The organism is Clostridium sp. UBA2485 (assembly GCF_002341865.1).
Taxonomy (GTDB): Bacteria; Bacillota; Clostridia; order Clostridiales; family Clostridiaceae; genus Clostridium_J.
Genome location: NZ_DDOV01000082.1, coordinates 10,143 through 28,624, shown reverse-complemented (window position 1 = coordinate 28,624; position 18,482 = coordinate 10,143). Strand labels below are relative to the sequence as shown.

Sequence of the window (18,482 nt, the reverse complement as noted above, 5' to 3'; positions counted from 1 at the left end):
TAATAAAACAAAGTTTAGTCAGTTTATTAAATATTTAAATTCTATAAATAAAGAAGATGAGAAAAAATATTGGGCAAATTATCTATGGGAATTAGATGATAAGGATGATTATTTTAGTTGTAAAGAAGTAGGAATTCATAAAGAAATATCATACAAGATAGATGATATTAAGGCAAATAAAATTAAAAATTTTTCAAAAAAAAATAAGGTTTTATTATCATCAATATTATATGGAGCTTGGGGAGTATTACTTCAGAAATTTAATAACTCAAAGGAAGTTTTATTTGGTACAACAGTTTCAGGAAGGCCAGAAAAGATAAGTTCTATAGATAAAATGGTAGGATTATTTATAAATACTATACCATTAAGGGTAAAGTATGATGAGAAAACTACATTAATAGAATTAATTAACTCTTTAGATAAAAGTCTTAATGAAAGAAAAGATTTTGAAAATACATCTTTAATCGATATAAAAGAGTATTGTGGGGCAAAAGTTAATGAAGAGCTTTTTAATTCAATAGTTACTATAGAAAATTATCCTTTAGATTTTGGTTCAAACAAAAAAAATGTGTTATCTGTAGATGAGTTTTCAATTGTAGGGCAAACAAACTATAATATGGCTTTAGAGATATTAACTTTTTATGGAATTGAATTTAAGTTCAGTTTTAATAGCTTATCAATAGATGAAAGTATAGTTGAGAAATTAGGCGTTTACCTAGAAAGGATTATAGAAAATTTATTAAATAATCCTAACATTTCTATAGACAACATAGATTTGTTATCAGAGGCAGAAAAAAATCAAATACTATATGACTTTAATGATACAAAAATAGATTATCCAAGAGATAAGACAATACAAGAATTATTTGAAGAACAAGTAGAAAAAACACCAAATAATGTAGCAGTAGTATTTGAAGACAAGAAATTAACTTATAAAGAACTCAATGAAAAATCAAATCAACTGGCAAGAGTGTTAAAAAGTAAAGGTGTGCAAGCTGATTCTATAGTAGGAATAATGGTAGAAAGATCTCTAGAAATGATAATAGGAATAATAGGAATTTTAAAATCTGGAGGAGCATACCTACCAATTGATCCAGACAGCCCTAAAGGAAGAATAGAATATATTTTAAAAGATAGTGAAAGCAAGGTTTTATTAAGTAAAAATACATTAGTAGAAACTATAGAATTTGATGGTGATGTTATAGATTTATTTGAATGTGACTTATTTAATAATGAGTGTCTGAGTAATCTAGATAAGATAAGTAACTCAAATAATTTAGCATATGTTATATACACCTCAGGTACAACTGGAAATCCGAAGGGAGTAATGATAGAACATAGGAGTTTAATCAATCTAATACTAGAATTGAATAAAAATATTTATTATAGATATGATAAATTTCTTAGAGTTGGGTTAGTATCACCTTATTATTTTGATGCATCTGTAAAACAAATATTTGCCTCAATATTAAATGGTCATAGTTTGTATATAGTTGATGAAGAAGCAAGGCGAGATGGTAAAGTTTTACTGCAATATTATGAAAAAAATAAGATTGAAATTACTGATGGTACTCCAATGCATATAAAAATGATAATGAATAGTAACTTATTTAAAAACAAGAATTCAGTAATTAAGCATTATATAATAGGGGGAGAATCACTATCACTAAGTACTATAAAAGATTTTTATAAATTTATGAAAAGTGATTATAAACCGTATATAAGTAATGTATACGGTCCAACAGAATGTTGTGTTGATTCAAGTATTTTTTTAATAGATCCTAAAAGAATAAATGAATTGTCAACTATACCAATAGGCAAGCCAATGACTAATTATAAGTTATATATAATGGATAAATATAATCGAGAGATGCCTATAGGAGTGCCCGGAGAGTTGTATATAGCAGGAGATGGACTAGCAAGAGGTTATTTAAATAGATCAGAATTAACGGCTGAGAAGTTTATAGATAATCCATTTGAACTGGGAACAAAGATGTATAAAACAGGAGATTTAGCAAGATGGCTACCCAATGGAAATGTAGAGTTCTTAGGAAGGATAGATAACCAAGTTAAAATAAGAGGATTTAGAATAGAGCTTGGAGAGATAGAAAACAGATTATTAGAGCATGAAGATATTAAAGAAGCAGCAGTTTTAGTTAAGGAAAACAAAGATGGGGAAAAATATATATGTGCATATGTTGTAAGTGATAAAAAGTTTCAGGAGTTAGATCTAAAAGGGNNTTTATGGAACTAGAAAAAATGCATCTTACAATCAATGGAAAGCTTGATAGAAGGTCACTTCCAGAACCAAACTTAGATACAACTTTAACTGAATATGAAGCGCCAAGAAATGAAATTGAAGAAGCTTTAGTAAAAATATGGAGTGAAGTATTAGGCGTTAAAAAAGTAGGAATAAACGATAACTTCTTTGAACTTGGGGGACACTCTTTAAAAGCAACAGTACTTATGTCTAAGATTCATAAGAAACTAAATAAAGAAATACCATTAAAGGAGTTATTTAAGTCACCAACAATAAAAGAACTAAGTAAATTCATTGAAAATGTAGAGGAAAATCTTTATTCAAAGATAGAAAAAGTAGAAGAAAAAGATTATTATGAAGCATCTTCAGCTCAAAAGAGAATGTATATGCTTCAACAATTTGATAAGGATAGCACAGCTTACAATATGTCAGCAGTTTTTGAGTTGGAAAGGAAAGTTGACAAGGGTAAAATAGGAGAAACTTTTAGTAAGTTAACACAAAGACATGAAGTATTAAGAACTTATTTCGAAACTTATGATGGTGAAATAATACAAAAATTACAAAATAACTATGTATTTGAACTATTAGTCAGAAAAGAAAGTAAAAACATAAATGATATAGTAAATAAATTTGTAAGGCCATTTGATTTAGAAAAAGCTCCATTATTTAGAGTAGAGCTTGTAGAGTTAAGAGAAAAAACTTATTTATTAATAGATATGCACCACATAATATCAGACGGTGTATCTATGAACATATTAATGAAAGAATTTATAGCGTTATATAATGAAGAAGATTTAAAACACTTAAAACTTCAATATAAAGATTTCGCAGCATGGCAAAATAAACTCTTAAAATCAGAAGAGATGAAAAAACAAGAGGAGTATTGGATTAATCAATTCAGTGATGAAATACCGGTACTAAATATCCCTATAGATTATGAAAGACCAGCTATGCAAAGCTTTGAAGGAAGCAGTGTAAGTTTTGAACTTAGTGAAGAAACAACCTTAAAATTGAGAAAACTTACAAAAGAAACAGGAACTACAATGCATATGGTGTTACTATCAGCCTTCAACATACTTTTATCAAAATATAGTGGACAAGAAGATATAGTAATAGGAATACCAATAGCTGGAAGATCACATGCAGACCTTGAAAACATAATGGGTATGTTTGTAAATACTTTAGCTTTAAGAAATAAACCTCAAGGGGATAAGAAATATATAGATTTCTTAAAAGAAGTAAAAGAAAACTCATTAAAAGCATATGAAAATCAAAGCTATCAGCTTGAAGCTTTAGTAGATAAGCTAGATGTAAGAAGAGATACAAGTAGAAATCCATTATTTGATGTTATGTTCAATTCTATTAATGTATTTGACAAGAAGGAAAAAATTCTAGATGGATTTTCAATTAAACCTTATGATATAAAAGTAAAGTCATCTAAGGTAGATTTTGACTTAACATTGGAAGAAAAACCGGAAGTAATTGATTTAATATTAACATATTCTACTAATCTTTATAATAAAAGCACTATAGAAATGATGATAAAAGAGTATGTTGATATACTACAAATAATAATAATAGACAAAGAAATAACTATAGATAATATAATTTTAGAATGTTCAAAAATATATTTTGATGATAACTCGGCGTTAGATATATTAGAAGAGCAATTTAATATATAAGTATGTTTGAGGGAGGCATAAACTTTATGGAGAAAGAGAAGAAAGATTTAAATTATTGGAATGAACAATTTAAGAACTTAAAAGATAATGAAAAGTTTATATGGGATTATTCTGACGAATCTCCATATAAAAAAAGTATATATAAAGGAATATTTGATAAAGAGCATGGAAACAAATTGAGTGATATATGCAAGAATAATAGTCTTTTGATATACACCTTTTTAGTATCAACACTAAAAATTACTTTATCTAAATATATGGGGAAAAATGATATTGTAATTGGAATACCTTGTTATAGTAATCAAAATGCTAGAGCAAATATGCATATAAATAAATTGTTGCCATTAGTGTCTTGCATAGACCATGAAATGACATATTTAGAGTATATGGGCTCTATTAAAGCTAAAGTGTTAAATAACTATAAAAATCAGGCTTATTTAAATTCAAAAGCATTAGTACAAAATGGGTTATCTAATGACGTAATGGAGTTAACACCAATAAGTATATGCATGAAAGGTATACATGAGGATAAGGATGTTGACTATATATGTGAGTCAAATAAAAATGAGTTATCATTTTTACTTTACCCTATGGAAGATAAATCAATAGATATACAGATTGTATATAATTCTAATAAAATAACAGAAGTTACTGTTAAAGCTTTATATGAGAGTTACATAACGGCTTTGAAAGATGTCTTAAATAATTATAATAAGAAGATTAAAGATATAAAAATATTATCTGAAGATGATACTAATAAGATATTATTTGAATTTAATGATACAAAGGCAGATTATCCAAAGGATAAAACAATATATGAGTTATTTGAAGCTCAGGTAGAAAAAATGCCAGACAATATTGCAGTAGTATTTGAAGATAAGAGTTTAACTTACAGAGAGTTAAATGAAAGAGCGAATAGTCTTGCAAGAGTGTTAAGAGATAAAGCTGTTAAGGCTGACTCAATAGTAGGAATAATGTTAGAAAGATCCATAGAGATGATAGTAGGAATAATGGGAATTCTAAAAGCAGGAGGGGCTTATTTACCTATAGACCTAGACTACCCTAAGGAAAGAATAGAATATATGCTAAGTGATAGTGGAAGTAAACTATTATTAAGCCAAAAGAAATTTGTAGAAAATGTAGAGTTTAACGGTGAATCTATTGATGTATTTAATGAAGACCTATTTATAAATGATTCAAGTAACCTAAATAAAATAAATTACTCAACTAATTTAGCATATGTTATATACACATCAGGAACTACTGGTAATCCTAAAGGTGTAATGATAGAACATAGAACATTAAATAATTATGTTGAATATGCAAAGAATAACTACTCTATTGAAGAAGAATTATATATGCCATTATATACTTCTGTGTCTTTTGATTTAACAGTAACATCTGTTTTTACGCCATTGATTAGTGGAAAATCCATTATTATATATAATGAAACAGAGCCTGATAGTCTTACAAAAGCAGTATTTAGTGGAGAAAATCAGTCTGTAATTAAATTAACGCCAGCACATCTGAGCTTACTAAAAGAAATAAAAACTGTAAATAAATCAATTAAAAGACTTATTGTAGGCGGAGAAACCTTAACAGAAAAATTAGCTAAACAAATCAGTGGATTGTTTGAGAATAAAATAGAAATAATAAATGAATATGGTCCAACTGAAGCTACAGTAGGATGCATTGTTCATAAGTATAACTATAGAAATAAGTATAGAAATTCAGTGTTAATAGGAAAACCCATAAGTAATACTAAAATTTATATATTAGATATCAATAATAAACTTTTACCTATAGGTGTAGTCGGCGAAATTTATATAGGTGGAGATGTATTAGCTAGAGGTTATTTGAATAGAGAAGAATTAACGAGAGAAAAATTTATAGAAAATCCATTTGAACCAGGAACTAAGATGTATAAAACAGGAGACTTAGCAAGATGGTTACCCGATGGAAATATAGAGTTCTTGGGAAGAATAGATAACCAAGTTAAAATAAGGGGATTTAGAATAGAGCTTGGAGAGATAGAAAATAGGTTATTAGAGCATGAAGATGTTAAAGAAGCAGCGGTTTTAGTTAAGGAAAACAAAGATGGGGAAAAATATATATGTGCATATGTTGTAAGTGATAAAAAGTTTCAGGAGTTAGATCTAAAAGGGTACTTAAAAGAAACATTGCCAGAATATATGATTCCAGCTTACTTTATGGAACTAGAAAAAATGCCTCTTACAACCAATGGAAAGCTTGATAGAAGAGCACTTCCAGAACCAAACTTAGATACAACTTTAACTGAATATGAAGCGCCAAGAAATGAAATTGAAGAAGCTTTAGCAAAAATATGGAGTGAAGTATTAGGTGTTAAAAAGATTGGTATAAATGATAATTTCTTTGATCTTGGAGGACATTCTTTAAAGGCAATAACACTGGTCTCAAAGGCTCATAAAGAAATGAATGTAGAAGTACCGATAAAGGAGCTTTTCAAGAACCCTACAATAAAGGAACTGGCAAAGGTCATTGAAGATTTAAGTGAAAGTAGGCAAGAGAATATTGAACCTATTCCAGAGCAGGAGTATTATAAGCTGTCTTCATCTCAGAGTCAGATGTATACTTTGCAACAGTTTGATGAAGAAAGTACAAATTATAATATATCAGGAGCAATGGAAATAGAAGGCAAGCTTAATGTGGAAAAACTGGAGGACGCATTTAGAACTCTTATAAGTCGTCATGAAATTCTGAGAAGTTCCTTTCATGAGGTGGACTTAGATATAATGCAAAGGGTAAACAAAGATGTAGCTTTTGAACTGGTTCGATATAATGCAGTATATGAGGAAGTCGAAGAAATTATTAGTAATTTTATTAAACCATTTGATTTAAGCAAAGGTCCTCTTTTAAGAGCTGGAATTATTGAACTTGCTGATGGCGATTCAGCTTATAAAAAGCAGATATTTATTTTTGACATGCATCATATTATAGCTGATGGTATCTCCATGGATATATTGGTAAAAGAGGTTGTTTCTATTTACGAAGGCAAGAAGTTGCCAGAGCTTAGCATACAGTACAAAGATTTTGCCTATTGGCAGAATAAGCAAATGGAGCAAACTGTTATGAAACAGCAGGAAAGGTACTGGATGGAATGCTTCAAGGGTGAACTCCCTGTTTTGAATCTTGCTACAGATTATGTTAGACCAACTATACGTGAAATTGAAGGAAGCACTATAGAAACCTCCTTAGAAAAGAACTTAACTCAAAAGTTAAAAAAGTTAGCAAGTGATACTGGCACTACATTGCAAATGGTGCTGTTAGGAGCTTTTAATGTACTACTATATAAATACACTGGACAAAATGATATTATAGTTGGAACACCAGTTGCTGGGAGAAATCACATAGATCTGCAAAATCTCATTGGTATGTTTGTTAATACTCTTGCTCTTAGGAACTATCCTACTGATGACAAAACATTTATAGATTTTCTCGGAGAGCTGAAAGCAAATACCTTAGATGCTTATGAAAATCAAAGGTATCCATTTGAAAAGCTTGTGGAAAAATTAGATATACCAAAGGATTTGAGTAGAAATCCTTTGTTTGATGTCATGTTTGTGCTGCAAAATACACTTAACAGTGAGATAAAGATTGATGGAGCAAGGATAAGTCCCTTTAGGTTTGGTAGTAAGGTATCTAAATTTGATCTGCAGCTTGAAGCATTTGAAGATAATGATGTCATACGGTTTGTAATGAATTTTGCTACAAAACTTTTTAAAGAAGAAACTGTAAAACGTATGATGGGGCATCTTGAAAATATATTGGAAAGAGTAACTCAAGATCCGCGTATAAAGCTAGGAGAAGTTGATATGCTTTCTGAGGATGAAAGAAACCTCATATTATTTGAATATAATAATATCGAAGATAGTTGCGACAGGTATAAAACTCTTAATAAACTATTTGAAGAACAGGTAAAAAAGACTCCGCATAATGAAGCATTGATATGCGGCGAAGAAGTATTAACCTACTCAGAATTACACGTGAAATCAAATCAGGTAGCCCATTACCTTAAGGCACATGGAGTGAAGCCTGGAGAAGCAGTCGGTCTTTTAGAAAAACGTTGCCCTGGAACAATAATCAATTTGTTAGGTATATTAAAGTCTGGAGGGTGTTATGTTCCTATAGATTCGAACTATCCGCAAGATAGAGCTGACTATATACTGGCAGACAGCGGATGCAGACTTATGTTAGAGGCATCTGAAGAACTGGAGCAGGTCGTGTCTTCTTATCCATTAGAGGATATAATGACAGGTGGATCTGCTGAGGTTGGGGCATATGTTATATATACCTCAGGTGGTACAGGAAAACCAAAGAGTATTGTGATTACCCATGAGGCAGCAGTAAATACAATCATTAATATAAATCGTAAATTCAATATTAATGAGAAGGACAAGATAATAGGATTGTCTCCACTTTGTTTTGAGCTTTCTGTATATGATATATTCGGCGCATTGAGTGCTGGTGCTGCACTTGTACAAGTTCCCGATCAGAGGGATACCAATGTACTTTACGAAGTTCTTAAGACACAAAATATAACTGTGTGGAGTTCAGCGCCTGTTATTATGGACAGGATGATCAGCAGAATGAATAGTGATTTTTCAGATTATAACCTCCGCCTTGTACTTCTTAACGGTAACTGGATACCAATCAGGCGGTCAGATAAGATAAAAGATCATTTTAAGAATGCCAAGGTGGTAAGCTTAGGTGGTGCAATGGAAGGTTCCATATGGTCAATTCATTATCCAATTATGGAGATGAAAAATGAATGGAAGAGCATACCTTATGACATACAATTGGTTAATCAGAAATTCTTTGTGCTAGACAGCAACAAAAGGTTGTGTCCTATTGGTGTGCCAGGAGAACTATACATTGGTTGTGCTGGTCCTGCAACTAACTATAGGAATGATGACAAGAGGACGACAAATACATTCATCTGGAATTCTGAACAGGGATATTTACATAAAACTGATGATTATGGTGTTCTGCGAAGACCTAGTGGTTGCAATGAAATTGCTTACATTGAGTTTTTAGGTAGAAAGGATTCCCAGGTGAAAATAAAGGGCTATTCTGTAGAAGTGGGAGAAATTGAAGCATGCTTGCGAAGGTATTCTCAGGTGAAAGAAGCTGTAGTTTTAGATAAGAAAGACCTTCAAGGGATTAAGTGCCTTTATGCCTATATTGTATCAGAGGGTGAAGTGGATAATGTAAAACTCAAGACATACCTTTTAGGTTTGCTACCACATTATATGATTCCCCAGGAGATTGTCAACCTTGATAGTATGCCTATTACACAAGATAACAAAATAGATAGAAGAACACTGCAAAGTATGGAAGGGTCTCAAAAAAATAACCTCAAAAAAGGGGAATATGCTGCACCAGCTAATAGAACGCAGGAGCAGTTAGTAGCAATGTGGAAGGAAGTCCTTAATATTAAGGATAGGATAAGCATAAAAGATAATTTCTTTGATATTGGTGGGCATTCCCTCAGCGCTACATTGCTTGTATCAAAGTTGCGTAAGGAAATGGATGTAACCTTAGGAACAAAGGAAATATTCCAGTATCCGACCATAGAAACAATAGCAAACTTTATAGATGCTACAGCAAAGCAAAGAGAAACAGAAATTGAGATCTTAGAGAAGAAGGAGTATTATGATTGCTCTTCGGCACAAAAGAGAATGTTTTTTATCAATCAGATAGAAGGGGCATCAACAGCTTATAACAATCCACTGTGTTTTACGGTTTTAGGTGATTTTAAAGCGGAAAGATTGCAAGAAGCATTTTGTATGTTGATTGAAAGACATGAGGCACTTAGAACATCCTTTGAACTGCAAGAGGGCGAGGTAAAGCAAAAGGTACATGAGTCTGTAGATTTTGATATGATTTATCTGGAAGAAAGGGAGGAAAATTTTGAAAGAGTAGCCAAAGATTTTATCAGGCCATTTGATTTAAGCAAAGCTCCTCTTATAAGGACACAGGTCGTGAAAATTTCACACAATAAGCATCGGTTGTTATTTGATATGAATCACATTATATCAGATGGGATATCAATGTGGATATTAGTGGAAGAACTGATAGCTTTTTATGAAGGTAAATCATTGCCTCCTTTGAAAATACAGTATAAAGACTATGCGGCATGGCAGAACAGATTATTTGAAACTGAAGTAATAAGGCAACAGGAAGCTTATTGGCTTGAGGTTCTTAAAGGCAATCTAAATGTAATTAATTTGCCTTATGATTATCCTCGTCCACATGTACAGAGCTTTGAAGGTTCTAGTATCACCTTCAGCTTAGAAAAGGAACTTGTAGATAGACTAAAAGCGGTTTGCAAGCAAAACGGAGCCACTTTATATATGGTGCTGCTTGCTGCGGTTAATGTACTACTCTACAAATATACTGGTCAGGAGGATATTATTATTGGTTCTCCTATTGCCGGGAGATCCCATGCAGACTCAAAGGGAATAATCGGCATGTTTGTAAATACACTTGCCATGAGAAATTATCCTGAAGGCAGCAAGACTTTCCAACAATTTATTGAAGAAGTAAAGAAAAATGCTCTTGATGCTTATGATAACCAGGAATATCAGTTTGAAACATTGCTTGAAAAGCTAGATATACGTAGGGACATAGGCAGAAATCCTCTATTTGATATTGCATTTGTTCTTCAAAATATGGATACCAGGGATATGGAAACAGATACATTTAAGTTTGTGCCATATGAAGTAGAAAGTAACATCTCCAAATTTGATCTTACAATTATTGCAGAAGAGAAGGGTGCTGGTATTGATATAATTCTAGAATATTGCACGAAACTTTTCAAAAGAGAAACAATTGCTAGATTGTATAGTCACTTTAAAAGCCTATTAGACATCATAACAGAGAATGTAGATATAAGGATAAAAGATATTGATTTACTGTCACAGGAAGAAAAGATGAAGTTGCTTTATGCGCCTAATGATACAAGTTGCACATATCCTTCAGAAATGACAATTAACCAGATATTTGAACAACAAGTACAAAAAACACCTGAGAACATAGCTTTGGTGTTCGAGGATCAGCAGTTGAATTACAGGCAGCTAAATGATAGAGCGAACCAGTTGGCAAGAATTCTGAGGAGCAAGGGTATTTGCCCGGATACTATAGTTGCAGTCATGGTGGAGCGCTCTATAGAATTGATTGTTGGAATGCTTGCCGTATTAAAGGCTGGTGGTGCATATCTTCCAATTGATCCTGAGTACCCAGATGATAGAATTCATTATACGCTTCAGGACAGTGGTGCGAAAATACTTCTTACCCAGAAGAATCTTTTGGATACGGTTCAATTTGAAGGAATAAGCATATGCGTAGAAGATGAATCAATATATAGCGGTGAGGCTGCAGACTTGGAAAATATATGTACACCATCAAGTTTGGCCTATGTAATATATACTTCAGGAACAACTGGAAAGCCTAAAGGGGTAATGATCGAACATGTTAATGTTGTAAGGCTTATATACAATGATAGCCTGCAGTTTGACTTTAGTGAACAGGATATATGGACCATGTTCCATTCAGCATGCTTTGATTTTTCTGTGTGGGAGATGTATGGGGCGCTTTTATACGGGGGAAAACTGGTAGTGATTCCGAAAAAAATAGCCCGAAGCACAGGTATGTATTTAGAACTACTGAAGAAGCATAAAGTGACAGTATTAAATCAGACGCCTTCTGCCTTCTACAACCTTATTAATGAGGAAATGAAAGCCAATGATAGAGAACTAATGTTGAGATATGTAATATTTGGGGGTGAAGCTTTAAAGCCGTTGATGCTTAAACAATGGAAAGAGAAGTATACCAATACTAAGCTAATCAATATGTACGGAATAACGGAGACAACTGTTCATGTGACCTTTCATGAGGTAACGGATAAGGATATGGAGCTCAATACGAGCAATATAGGAAAACCGATTCCTACCACTACGGTATATATTATGGATAAAAATAGCAGACTTCTTCCTGTTGGAGTAGCAGGAGAAATGTTTGTAGGTGGAGATGGAGTTGGTAGAGGGTATTTGAACAGGAGTGCGCTTACTGCGGAAAGATTTGTAGAAAATCCATATAAACCAGGAGAAAGGCTTTATCGGTCAGGAGACCTTGCAAGGTTTTTACCTGACGGTAATATGGAATATTTGGGGAGGGCTGACAATCAGGTTAAAATCAGAGGCTTTAGAATAGAACTAGGGGAAATAGAGAGTCAGCTTTTAAAGCATGTAAGTATAAAAGAAGCTGTAGTGGTAATGAGGGAGAGAAGTTCAAATGACAGATATCTTTGTGCATATATCGTTTCGAAAGAACAGCTCTTCGTAACACAACTAAAACAGTATCTTTCCAAGTTTCTGCCGGATTATATGATACCTTCCTATTTTGTAGAAATAAATAAGCTGCCGCTGACATCCAACGGCAAGGTGGATATAAGGGCGCTTCCCGATGCAATAGGAAATATCCAGGTAGGAGTTGAATATGTTCCACCGAAGAGTGACATAGAGAAGAAGTTGGTAGAAATATGGCAGAAAGTACTTGGAGTAGAGAGAGTAGGTATTGATGAAAGTTTCTTCGATTTAGGAGGTAATTCTCTGCTTATTTTGCAGATGCATACTGAAATTGAAAAGTGCTTTCCTGGAAAAGTAACAGTAGCTAATATTTTCGCATACCCAACCATTTCAAAGCTGGCAGAGTATATTGATGAAAATGCAGAAAAAGAGAATCGACAAATATCCTTTACTTATGTTAAGCTTCCAGAAGAATATATGGCAGATGGCGATTATGAAGATTCAACATTTGAATTCAATCTGACTGGAGAATTATATGAAAAAATAACTACTGTAGCACAGCACGCAGATACAGATACGTATGGAATTTTACTTTCACTATATGCATACATGATTTCACAGGTATCAGAGACTCCAAAAATAACTGTGCAGGCAATGGTTAAGACGCAGGGTGAAGTAACAGCCTTGGATATGGATATGACATATGTCGAGGATATACCTGGTCTCATAAGCCTAGTGGAGCAAGTTCAGCATGAGACTAAAGATCCGAATAGGTATGATATTAAGGAGATTTTAGAGTGTAAGCAAGTTAAAAATAATGGAGATGTTCTTCCGTTATTTTATAAAAAGGATAGGTTATCGCTATCAGGAAAGCTTACTGAGGTTTATGATATGGTTTTGGAGGTTTGGGATCAAGAAGATGGTATAGAGTTCGCATTTGATTATGATGCGCGTAGGATGGATGGTAAAAGACAAGAGAAACTGATTAATAACTATATAAATTTGATTCGTGCAGTAGGGAATAGCTTTAAGAAATAGATATGGGAGTAATTGTGTGAGTGTACTATGCTCTAAGAGCATATATAAGTATGAGCTTACGGACATTTTTGATGAAAAGTATATGGATATAATAAACAAGATTTTTGCAATGGATGAAAATCTATGTTTAAGCAAACCTTTAGGTTAAGGGTTTGTGTAGGAGAAAATCATGATGGTGAGGTGTAGTATGGGCAAAATAGCTGTATTATTTCAGGGACAAGGAGCTCAATATATTGGAATGGGTAAGAGTCTTTATGATGAGTACGCTATAGCAAGACAAACCTTCGAAGAAGCAAATGAGATTTTAGGGTTTGATTTGCGAAAAATATGTTTTGAAGGAAGCGTAGGCGAGTTGAATAAGCTTGAGAATGCTCTCCTTGCTAATTTGACCGTTAGTGTTGCAAACTTTAGGGTATATATGCAGGAAGTCGGCATTAAACCAGATTTTGCAGCTGGACATAGCTTGGGGGAGTATTCTGCATTAACTTGCTGTGGGGCAATTAATTTTGCAGATTCGTTAAAGATTGTGCAATTTAGAGGGAGACTGGCACAGGAAACTGTTAATCGAGATATTGGTGGAATGACCATAGTAAATAATATGGAAACTAATAGAGTAGAGCAAATATGCAAGCAAGTTTCTAAGGAAGGACAGGTTGTGACAGTATCCTGCTATAATACAAAAGATCAGACAGCCATATCAGGGCATAAAGAGGCGGTAATGAATGCAGAAGGTATGTTTTTGGATATGGGAGCACAGGTAACGCCTCTTATTATGAGTGCACCATTTCATTCTTCTTTGTTACAGGAAGAATCAGAGAAATTGGGAAAAGAGCTTTTAAGGTATCACTGTAACGACTTGAAGTGGCCTATTATTTCAAATGTAACCGCCCTTCCTTACAAAGGAAAAGAAACGATAATAGAAAATTTGAAGCTTCATCTTAAAAGTCCTGTAAGATGGTGGGATACAATGAATTATTTACAGGAAAAAGGAGTTACGATATATATCGAAATGGGACCACAGTCAGTATTGAAGAATTTTGTGAAAGTAGAAATTGGCAAAAGTACAGCCTTCACCTATGGTTTAAAAAAAGACAGAGAGGAGCTTGTGTCACTTTTACAAAAGCAATTTCAAACAGGAAAAGTTGACATGGAACAAATGACGGTAATCACGAAATGTCTTGCAATGGCAGTAAGTACGAAAAACTGTAATTTCAATGAGAAAGAATATCAAAAGGGTGTTATTGAACCATATGAGGAGCTAGAAAGAATCCAGCAATGTTTAGAGAAGGATCAGGAAAAGCCTTCCATTCAACAAATGCAGGAAGCCCTTAAAATATTGGCAATTATTCTTAATACGAAAAAAGTACCTCTACAGGAACAGACAAAACTGTTCCGCCGTGTACTACATGAGACATGTACAGGTGAATTGCTGAGCGACTTTTTGGAGAAGGAGATGAGACTTGGTGACAATCAATTTATCAAATTTAAAGCTTGATGAGCTGAATAATACTGATGAAATAAATGTAAAGAAAACTTCTAAAAACGATATTGCAATAATCGGAATAGCAGGTCAATTGCCTATGGCAGATACTATGGAAGAATTTTGGCACAATTTAAAGACAGGCACAGATTGTGTAAGATCTATTCCACAAGACCGACTAAAATATATAAATGCTTACCTTGAATTTGTTAATATCGATAAGGGGAGTATAAAGGTTCAGGAACAGGCTTATCTTGATGATATAGATAAGTTTGATTATCGGTTTTTTAATTTGTCGCCCAATGAAGCTGCATTAATGGATCCTAACCAAAGAATTTTCCTTAAAACAGCATGGCATGTGTTGGAGGATGCAGGCTATGCTGGTGAAAGAATTAAAGGTAGCAAAACAGGTGTATATGTAGGATTTTCTAGTTCCATAAAAGATAATTATCAGAGGATTATGCATGAGGTTAGACCAGATTTATCCTATAACTCAATAACAGCAAATATGACTTCTATCCTTCCTAGCAGGATATCCTACATGTTGGATCTTAAAGGACCTACCATGGTAGTTGATACAGCATGCTCTTCCTCTTTGGTGGCAGTTCACTTGGCATGCCAGGGTATAAGGATGGGGAACTGTGATATGGCAATAGCTGGAGGTGTTAAAATTTCACTTCTTCCCCTTCGAAAGGTAGGCGAGAAGAGTTCTATAGAGTCTTCTGATTATAGAACACGAAGTTTTGATGACAGTGCTAGCGGTACAGGTGGAGGAGAAGGTAGCGTGGCTATACTGCTCAAGCCATTGGCAAGAGCTTTGAAAGATAAGGACAACATATATGCAGTAATTAAGGGAAGTGCTATAAACCAGGATGGCAGGTCTATTAGTATCGCTGCGCCAAATTCATTGGCCCAAGCTGATGTTATCGTGGAGGCGTGGAGGGATGCAGGTATTAATCCGGAACATGTATCCTATATAGAAGCTCATGGTACAGCGACAAATCTTGGTGATCCTGTTGAAATAGAAGGTATAAATATGGCCTTTAAAAGATATACAGGCAAAAAACAGTTTTGTGCTATTGGTTCGGTGAAATCTAATATAGGACATTTGGATACGACTGCTGGGCTTGCTGGCATTGTGAAAACTGTTATGGCATTAAAACATAAAAAGCTACCACCTACTCTTCACTTTACAAGACCAAACCGTAATATAAAATTTCACAATTCCCCTGTTTATATTAATGAAAGTTTTCAGGACTGGGAATCAGAGGATTATCCAAGGCTGTGCGGTGTTAGCTCCTTTGGACTTAGTGGCACCAACTGCCATGTTGTATTAGAAGAAGCTCCTGCTACTCTTTCTGTAGAAAGAAAAATAGGAGTACAGGCTCTGACAATCTCTGCAAAGAGTGAGTTTGCTTTGGTGGATTTGTTGGAACTGTATGCTTCTTATTTTGAAGTAAACAAGGACGTCAATTTGCAGGATGTATGCTATACAGCCAATACAGGAAGGGAGCACTATTCCCATAGGGTGGTTATTATAGCAGAAAGTTCAGAGGAAATGAAAATAAAGCTTTCACAGTTAAGAAGCACAGTATTGCAGGAATATTTAGAAGATGGAGTTTTCTATGGTGTTATTGGTGCCAAAGGAAATGTAACGGAGGGGGAGAAGTGTGTAGAAGATATAGATCCGTTAGGGCATGAAATACAAGAAAAAGTTGATAAATTAATTGAAGAAATAGAAAAAAATAAGGACGTCCTTTATGAAATATGTCATTTATATGTAAAAGGGGCGACTATTAAGTGGGATAAAATTTATCATGGCAAGAACTGCTGGAAGCTTCCATTGCCTTTATATCCATTTCAAAAAGAGCGATGTTGGATTGAGATACCTGAAGGGAAAAAGACTATTGGAAGAAATATATGCCCAAATATGCTGGAGAATAAGAATGAAGAGAAGCAATGTATTCTTCCTGTGAAATTGAAAGGTCGAGAAGATGAAGCATATACCGTCATAGAAAAGAAAGTTGCACAAATTTGGAGTGATGTACTTGGCTTCAAGATAATAGATATCGATGACAATTATTATGAGCTTGGAGGAGATTCGCTTACGGGAATAAAGATCATGAATCGTATCAACATGCAATTGGAACTTAATATAGCTGCAGTAGAGCTGCATAAACATCTTACTGTTAGGGAATTTAGTCGTTATCTGGAAAAGAAATCACTTATCCCAGATAGCTATGTTCCATTAGTAAAAAAACAGAATAAAGATTACTACGAGTTATCCTCTGCCCAAAAGAGGCTGTTTATGCTTGATAGGTTCGAATCTGGTGATAGCTATCACAACATCGAGGCATTCATAATACGAGGAAAAGTAGAGAAAACNNCACATTTGGAAAAAACCTTAAAAGCTATAAAAGGATTAATCCAGCGTCATGAGGCACTGAGAACCTCCTTCCAATTTGTAGATGGAGAACCTGTACAGGTTGTGCATAGAGACATAGATTTTGATTTTGAATACGAGGAGGCCAATGAAAATAATATTGAAGCTATAATTAAGACCTTCCAAAGACCTTTTGAGTTTAGCCGAGCACCACTGCTTAGAGCAAAACTTGTAAAGTTTTCGGAAGAAAGACATATGGTAATAATTGATCTGCATCAGATCATTTGTGACCGTGCGTCAATAAGAATATTTATACAGGAGTTTGAGGCACTGTATAACAGTAAGATGTTGCCAAAGCTGAACATCCAGTATAAGGATTTCTCTGAGTGGCAAAACAAACTTCTCAAAACAGAGTATCTTAATAGGCAGATGGAATATTGGAAAAATGTATTTAACGGGCCAATTCCCGTATTGAATATGCCTATGGATTATACTCGGCCTTCACAACAAAGCTTTGAAGGAGACTACTATACAGCGGAAACAGACAGAGAGCTCCATGAAGAACTAAAGAGGCTTGCTCGTAGGACAGGGTCTACCTTATATATGGTACTGCTTTCAGCCTATTATATTTTGCTTAATAAATATACAGGGAAAGAGGATATTATTATTGGCTTTCCTTCAGCTGGAAGACAGCATGAGGATTTGGAGAATAATATAGGAATGTTTGCAAATACTCTAGCAGTCCGAAACTATCCGGGCAAAGAGAAGACCTTCCTCAAGTTTTTAAGTGAAGTTAAGGAAAATGCACTGAATGCGTATGCCAATCAGGATTGCCAGTTTGAGGATCTTATAGGACTTCTTGATATACAAAGGGATATGAGCAGAAATCCTTTGTTTGATGTTATGTTTATCATGCATGTGCACGGTACTCATGACATATATGTTGATGGATTGGAGTTTTTAACCTATGAATATAAGAGTAATGTCTCTAAATTTGACTTGACATTGAATGCAACTGAAAAGAAGGACGACGAAGGTATCATTTTCGACTTGGAATACTGTACAAGTCTCTTCAAGAAGGAAACGATACAAAAACTTGCAGGGCATTATATAAACATATTAAAAGAAATAGTAAAAGATCCCTACAAGGAAATATCAAAAATTCAAATCATTTAAGTTTTAAAGGAGATAGCTCTTGTAGGATTTCAACAGGACAGAAGCATCTTAACCAGAAACATCTGAAAGGGCCGTATCCTTAATAATATAGTTGTAAATTGAAAAAACTCAAAGG

Annotated in this window: 6 protein-coding genes; all 6 read left to right on the top strand. The window is 33.8% G+C overall.

Features of this window, described 5'->3' with window-relative positions; genetic code table 11:
- The coding region (locus B3603_RS17250; protein WP_291567212.1) for a non-ribosomal peptide synthetase at positions 1 to 2,254 on the top strand (2,254 nt) is incomplete at its 5' end.
- Positions 2,245 to 3,942, top strand: coding sequence for a condensation domain-containing protein (locus tag B3603_RS17245; RefSeq protein ID WP_291567210.1), 1,698 nt, complete (start codon positions 2,245 to 2,247; stop codon positions 3,940 to 3,942). The genes B3603_RS17250 and B3603_RS17245, both read left to right, overlap by 10 nt.
- Positions 3,943 to 3,968: 26 nt before the next feature.
- A complete protein-coding gene (locus B3603_RS17240; protein WP_291567208.1) occupies positions 3,969 to 13,328 on the top strand; it encodes a non-ribosomal peptide synthetase in 9,360 nt (3,119 codons plus the stop codon).
- A 16-nt stretch (positions 13,329 to 13,344) separates the two neighbouring features.
- Positions 13,345 to 13,476: a hypothetical protein gene (locus B3603_RS17235; protein ID WP_291567206.1), complete on the top strand. Its 132-nt coding sequence runs from the start codon at positions 13,345 to 13,347 to the stop codon at positions 13,474 to 13,476.
- Between the two features lie 39 nt (positions 13,477 to 13,515).
- On the top strand, positions 13,516 to 14,823 hold the full coding sequence (gene fabD, locus B3603_RS17230) for an ACP S-malonyltransferase (RefSeq protein WP_291567204.1): 1,308 nt from the start codon (positions 13,516 to 13,518) through the stop codon (positions 14,821 to 14,823).
- Positions 14,792 to 18,367 (top strand): condensation domain-containing protein, encoded by a 3,576-nt coding sequence (locus B3603_RS17225; protein ID WP_291567202.1) that lies wholly within the window; start codon positions 14,792 to 14,794, stop codon positions 18,365 to 18,367. The genes fabD and B3603_RS17225 overlap by 32 nt, the downstream gene beginning before the upstream one ends.
- The last annotated feature ends 115 nt before the right edge of the window (positions 18,368 to 18,482 follow it).

What these genes read in the sequence shown, in the direction of transcription:
- B3603_RS17245 (WP_291567210.1), top strand. Translation starts at nt 2,245, where the DNA reads ATGGAACTAGAAAAAATGCATCTTACAATCAATGGAAAGCTTGATAGA.
- B3603_RS17240 (WP_291567208.1), top strand. Translation starts at nt 3,969, where the DNA reads ATGGAGAAAGAGAAGAAAGATTTAAATTATTGGAATGAACAATTTAAG.
- fabD (WP_291567204.1), top strand. Translation starts at nt 13,516, where the DNA reads ATGGGCAAAATAGCTGTATTATTTCAGGGACAAGGAGCTCAATATATT.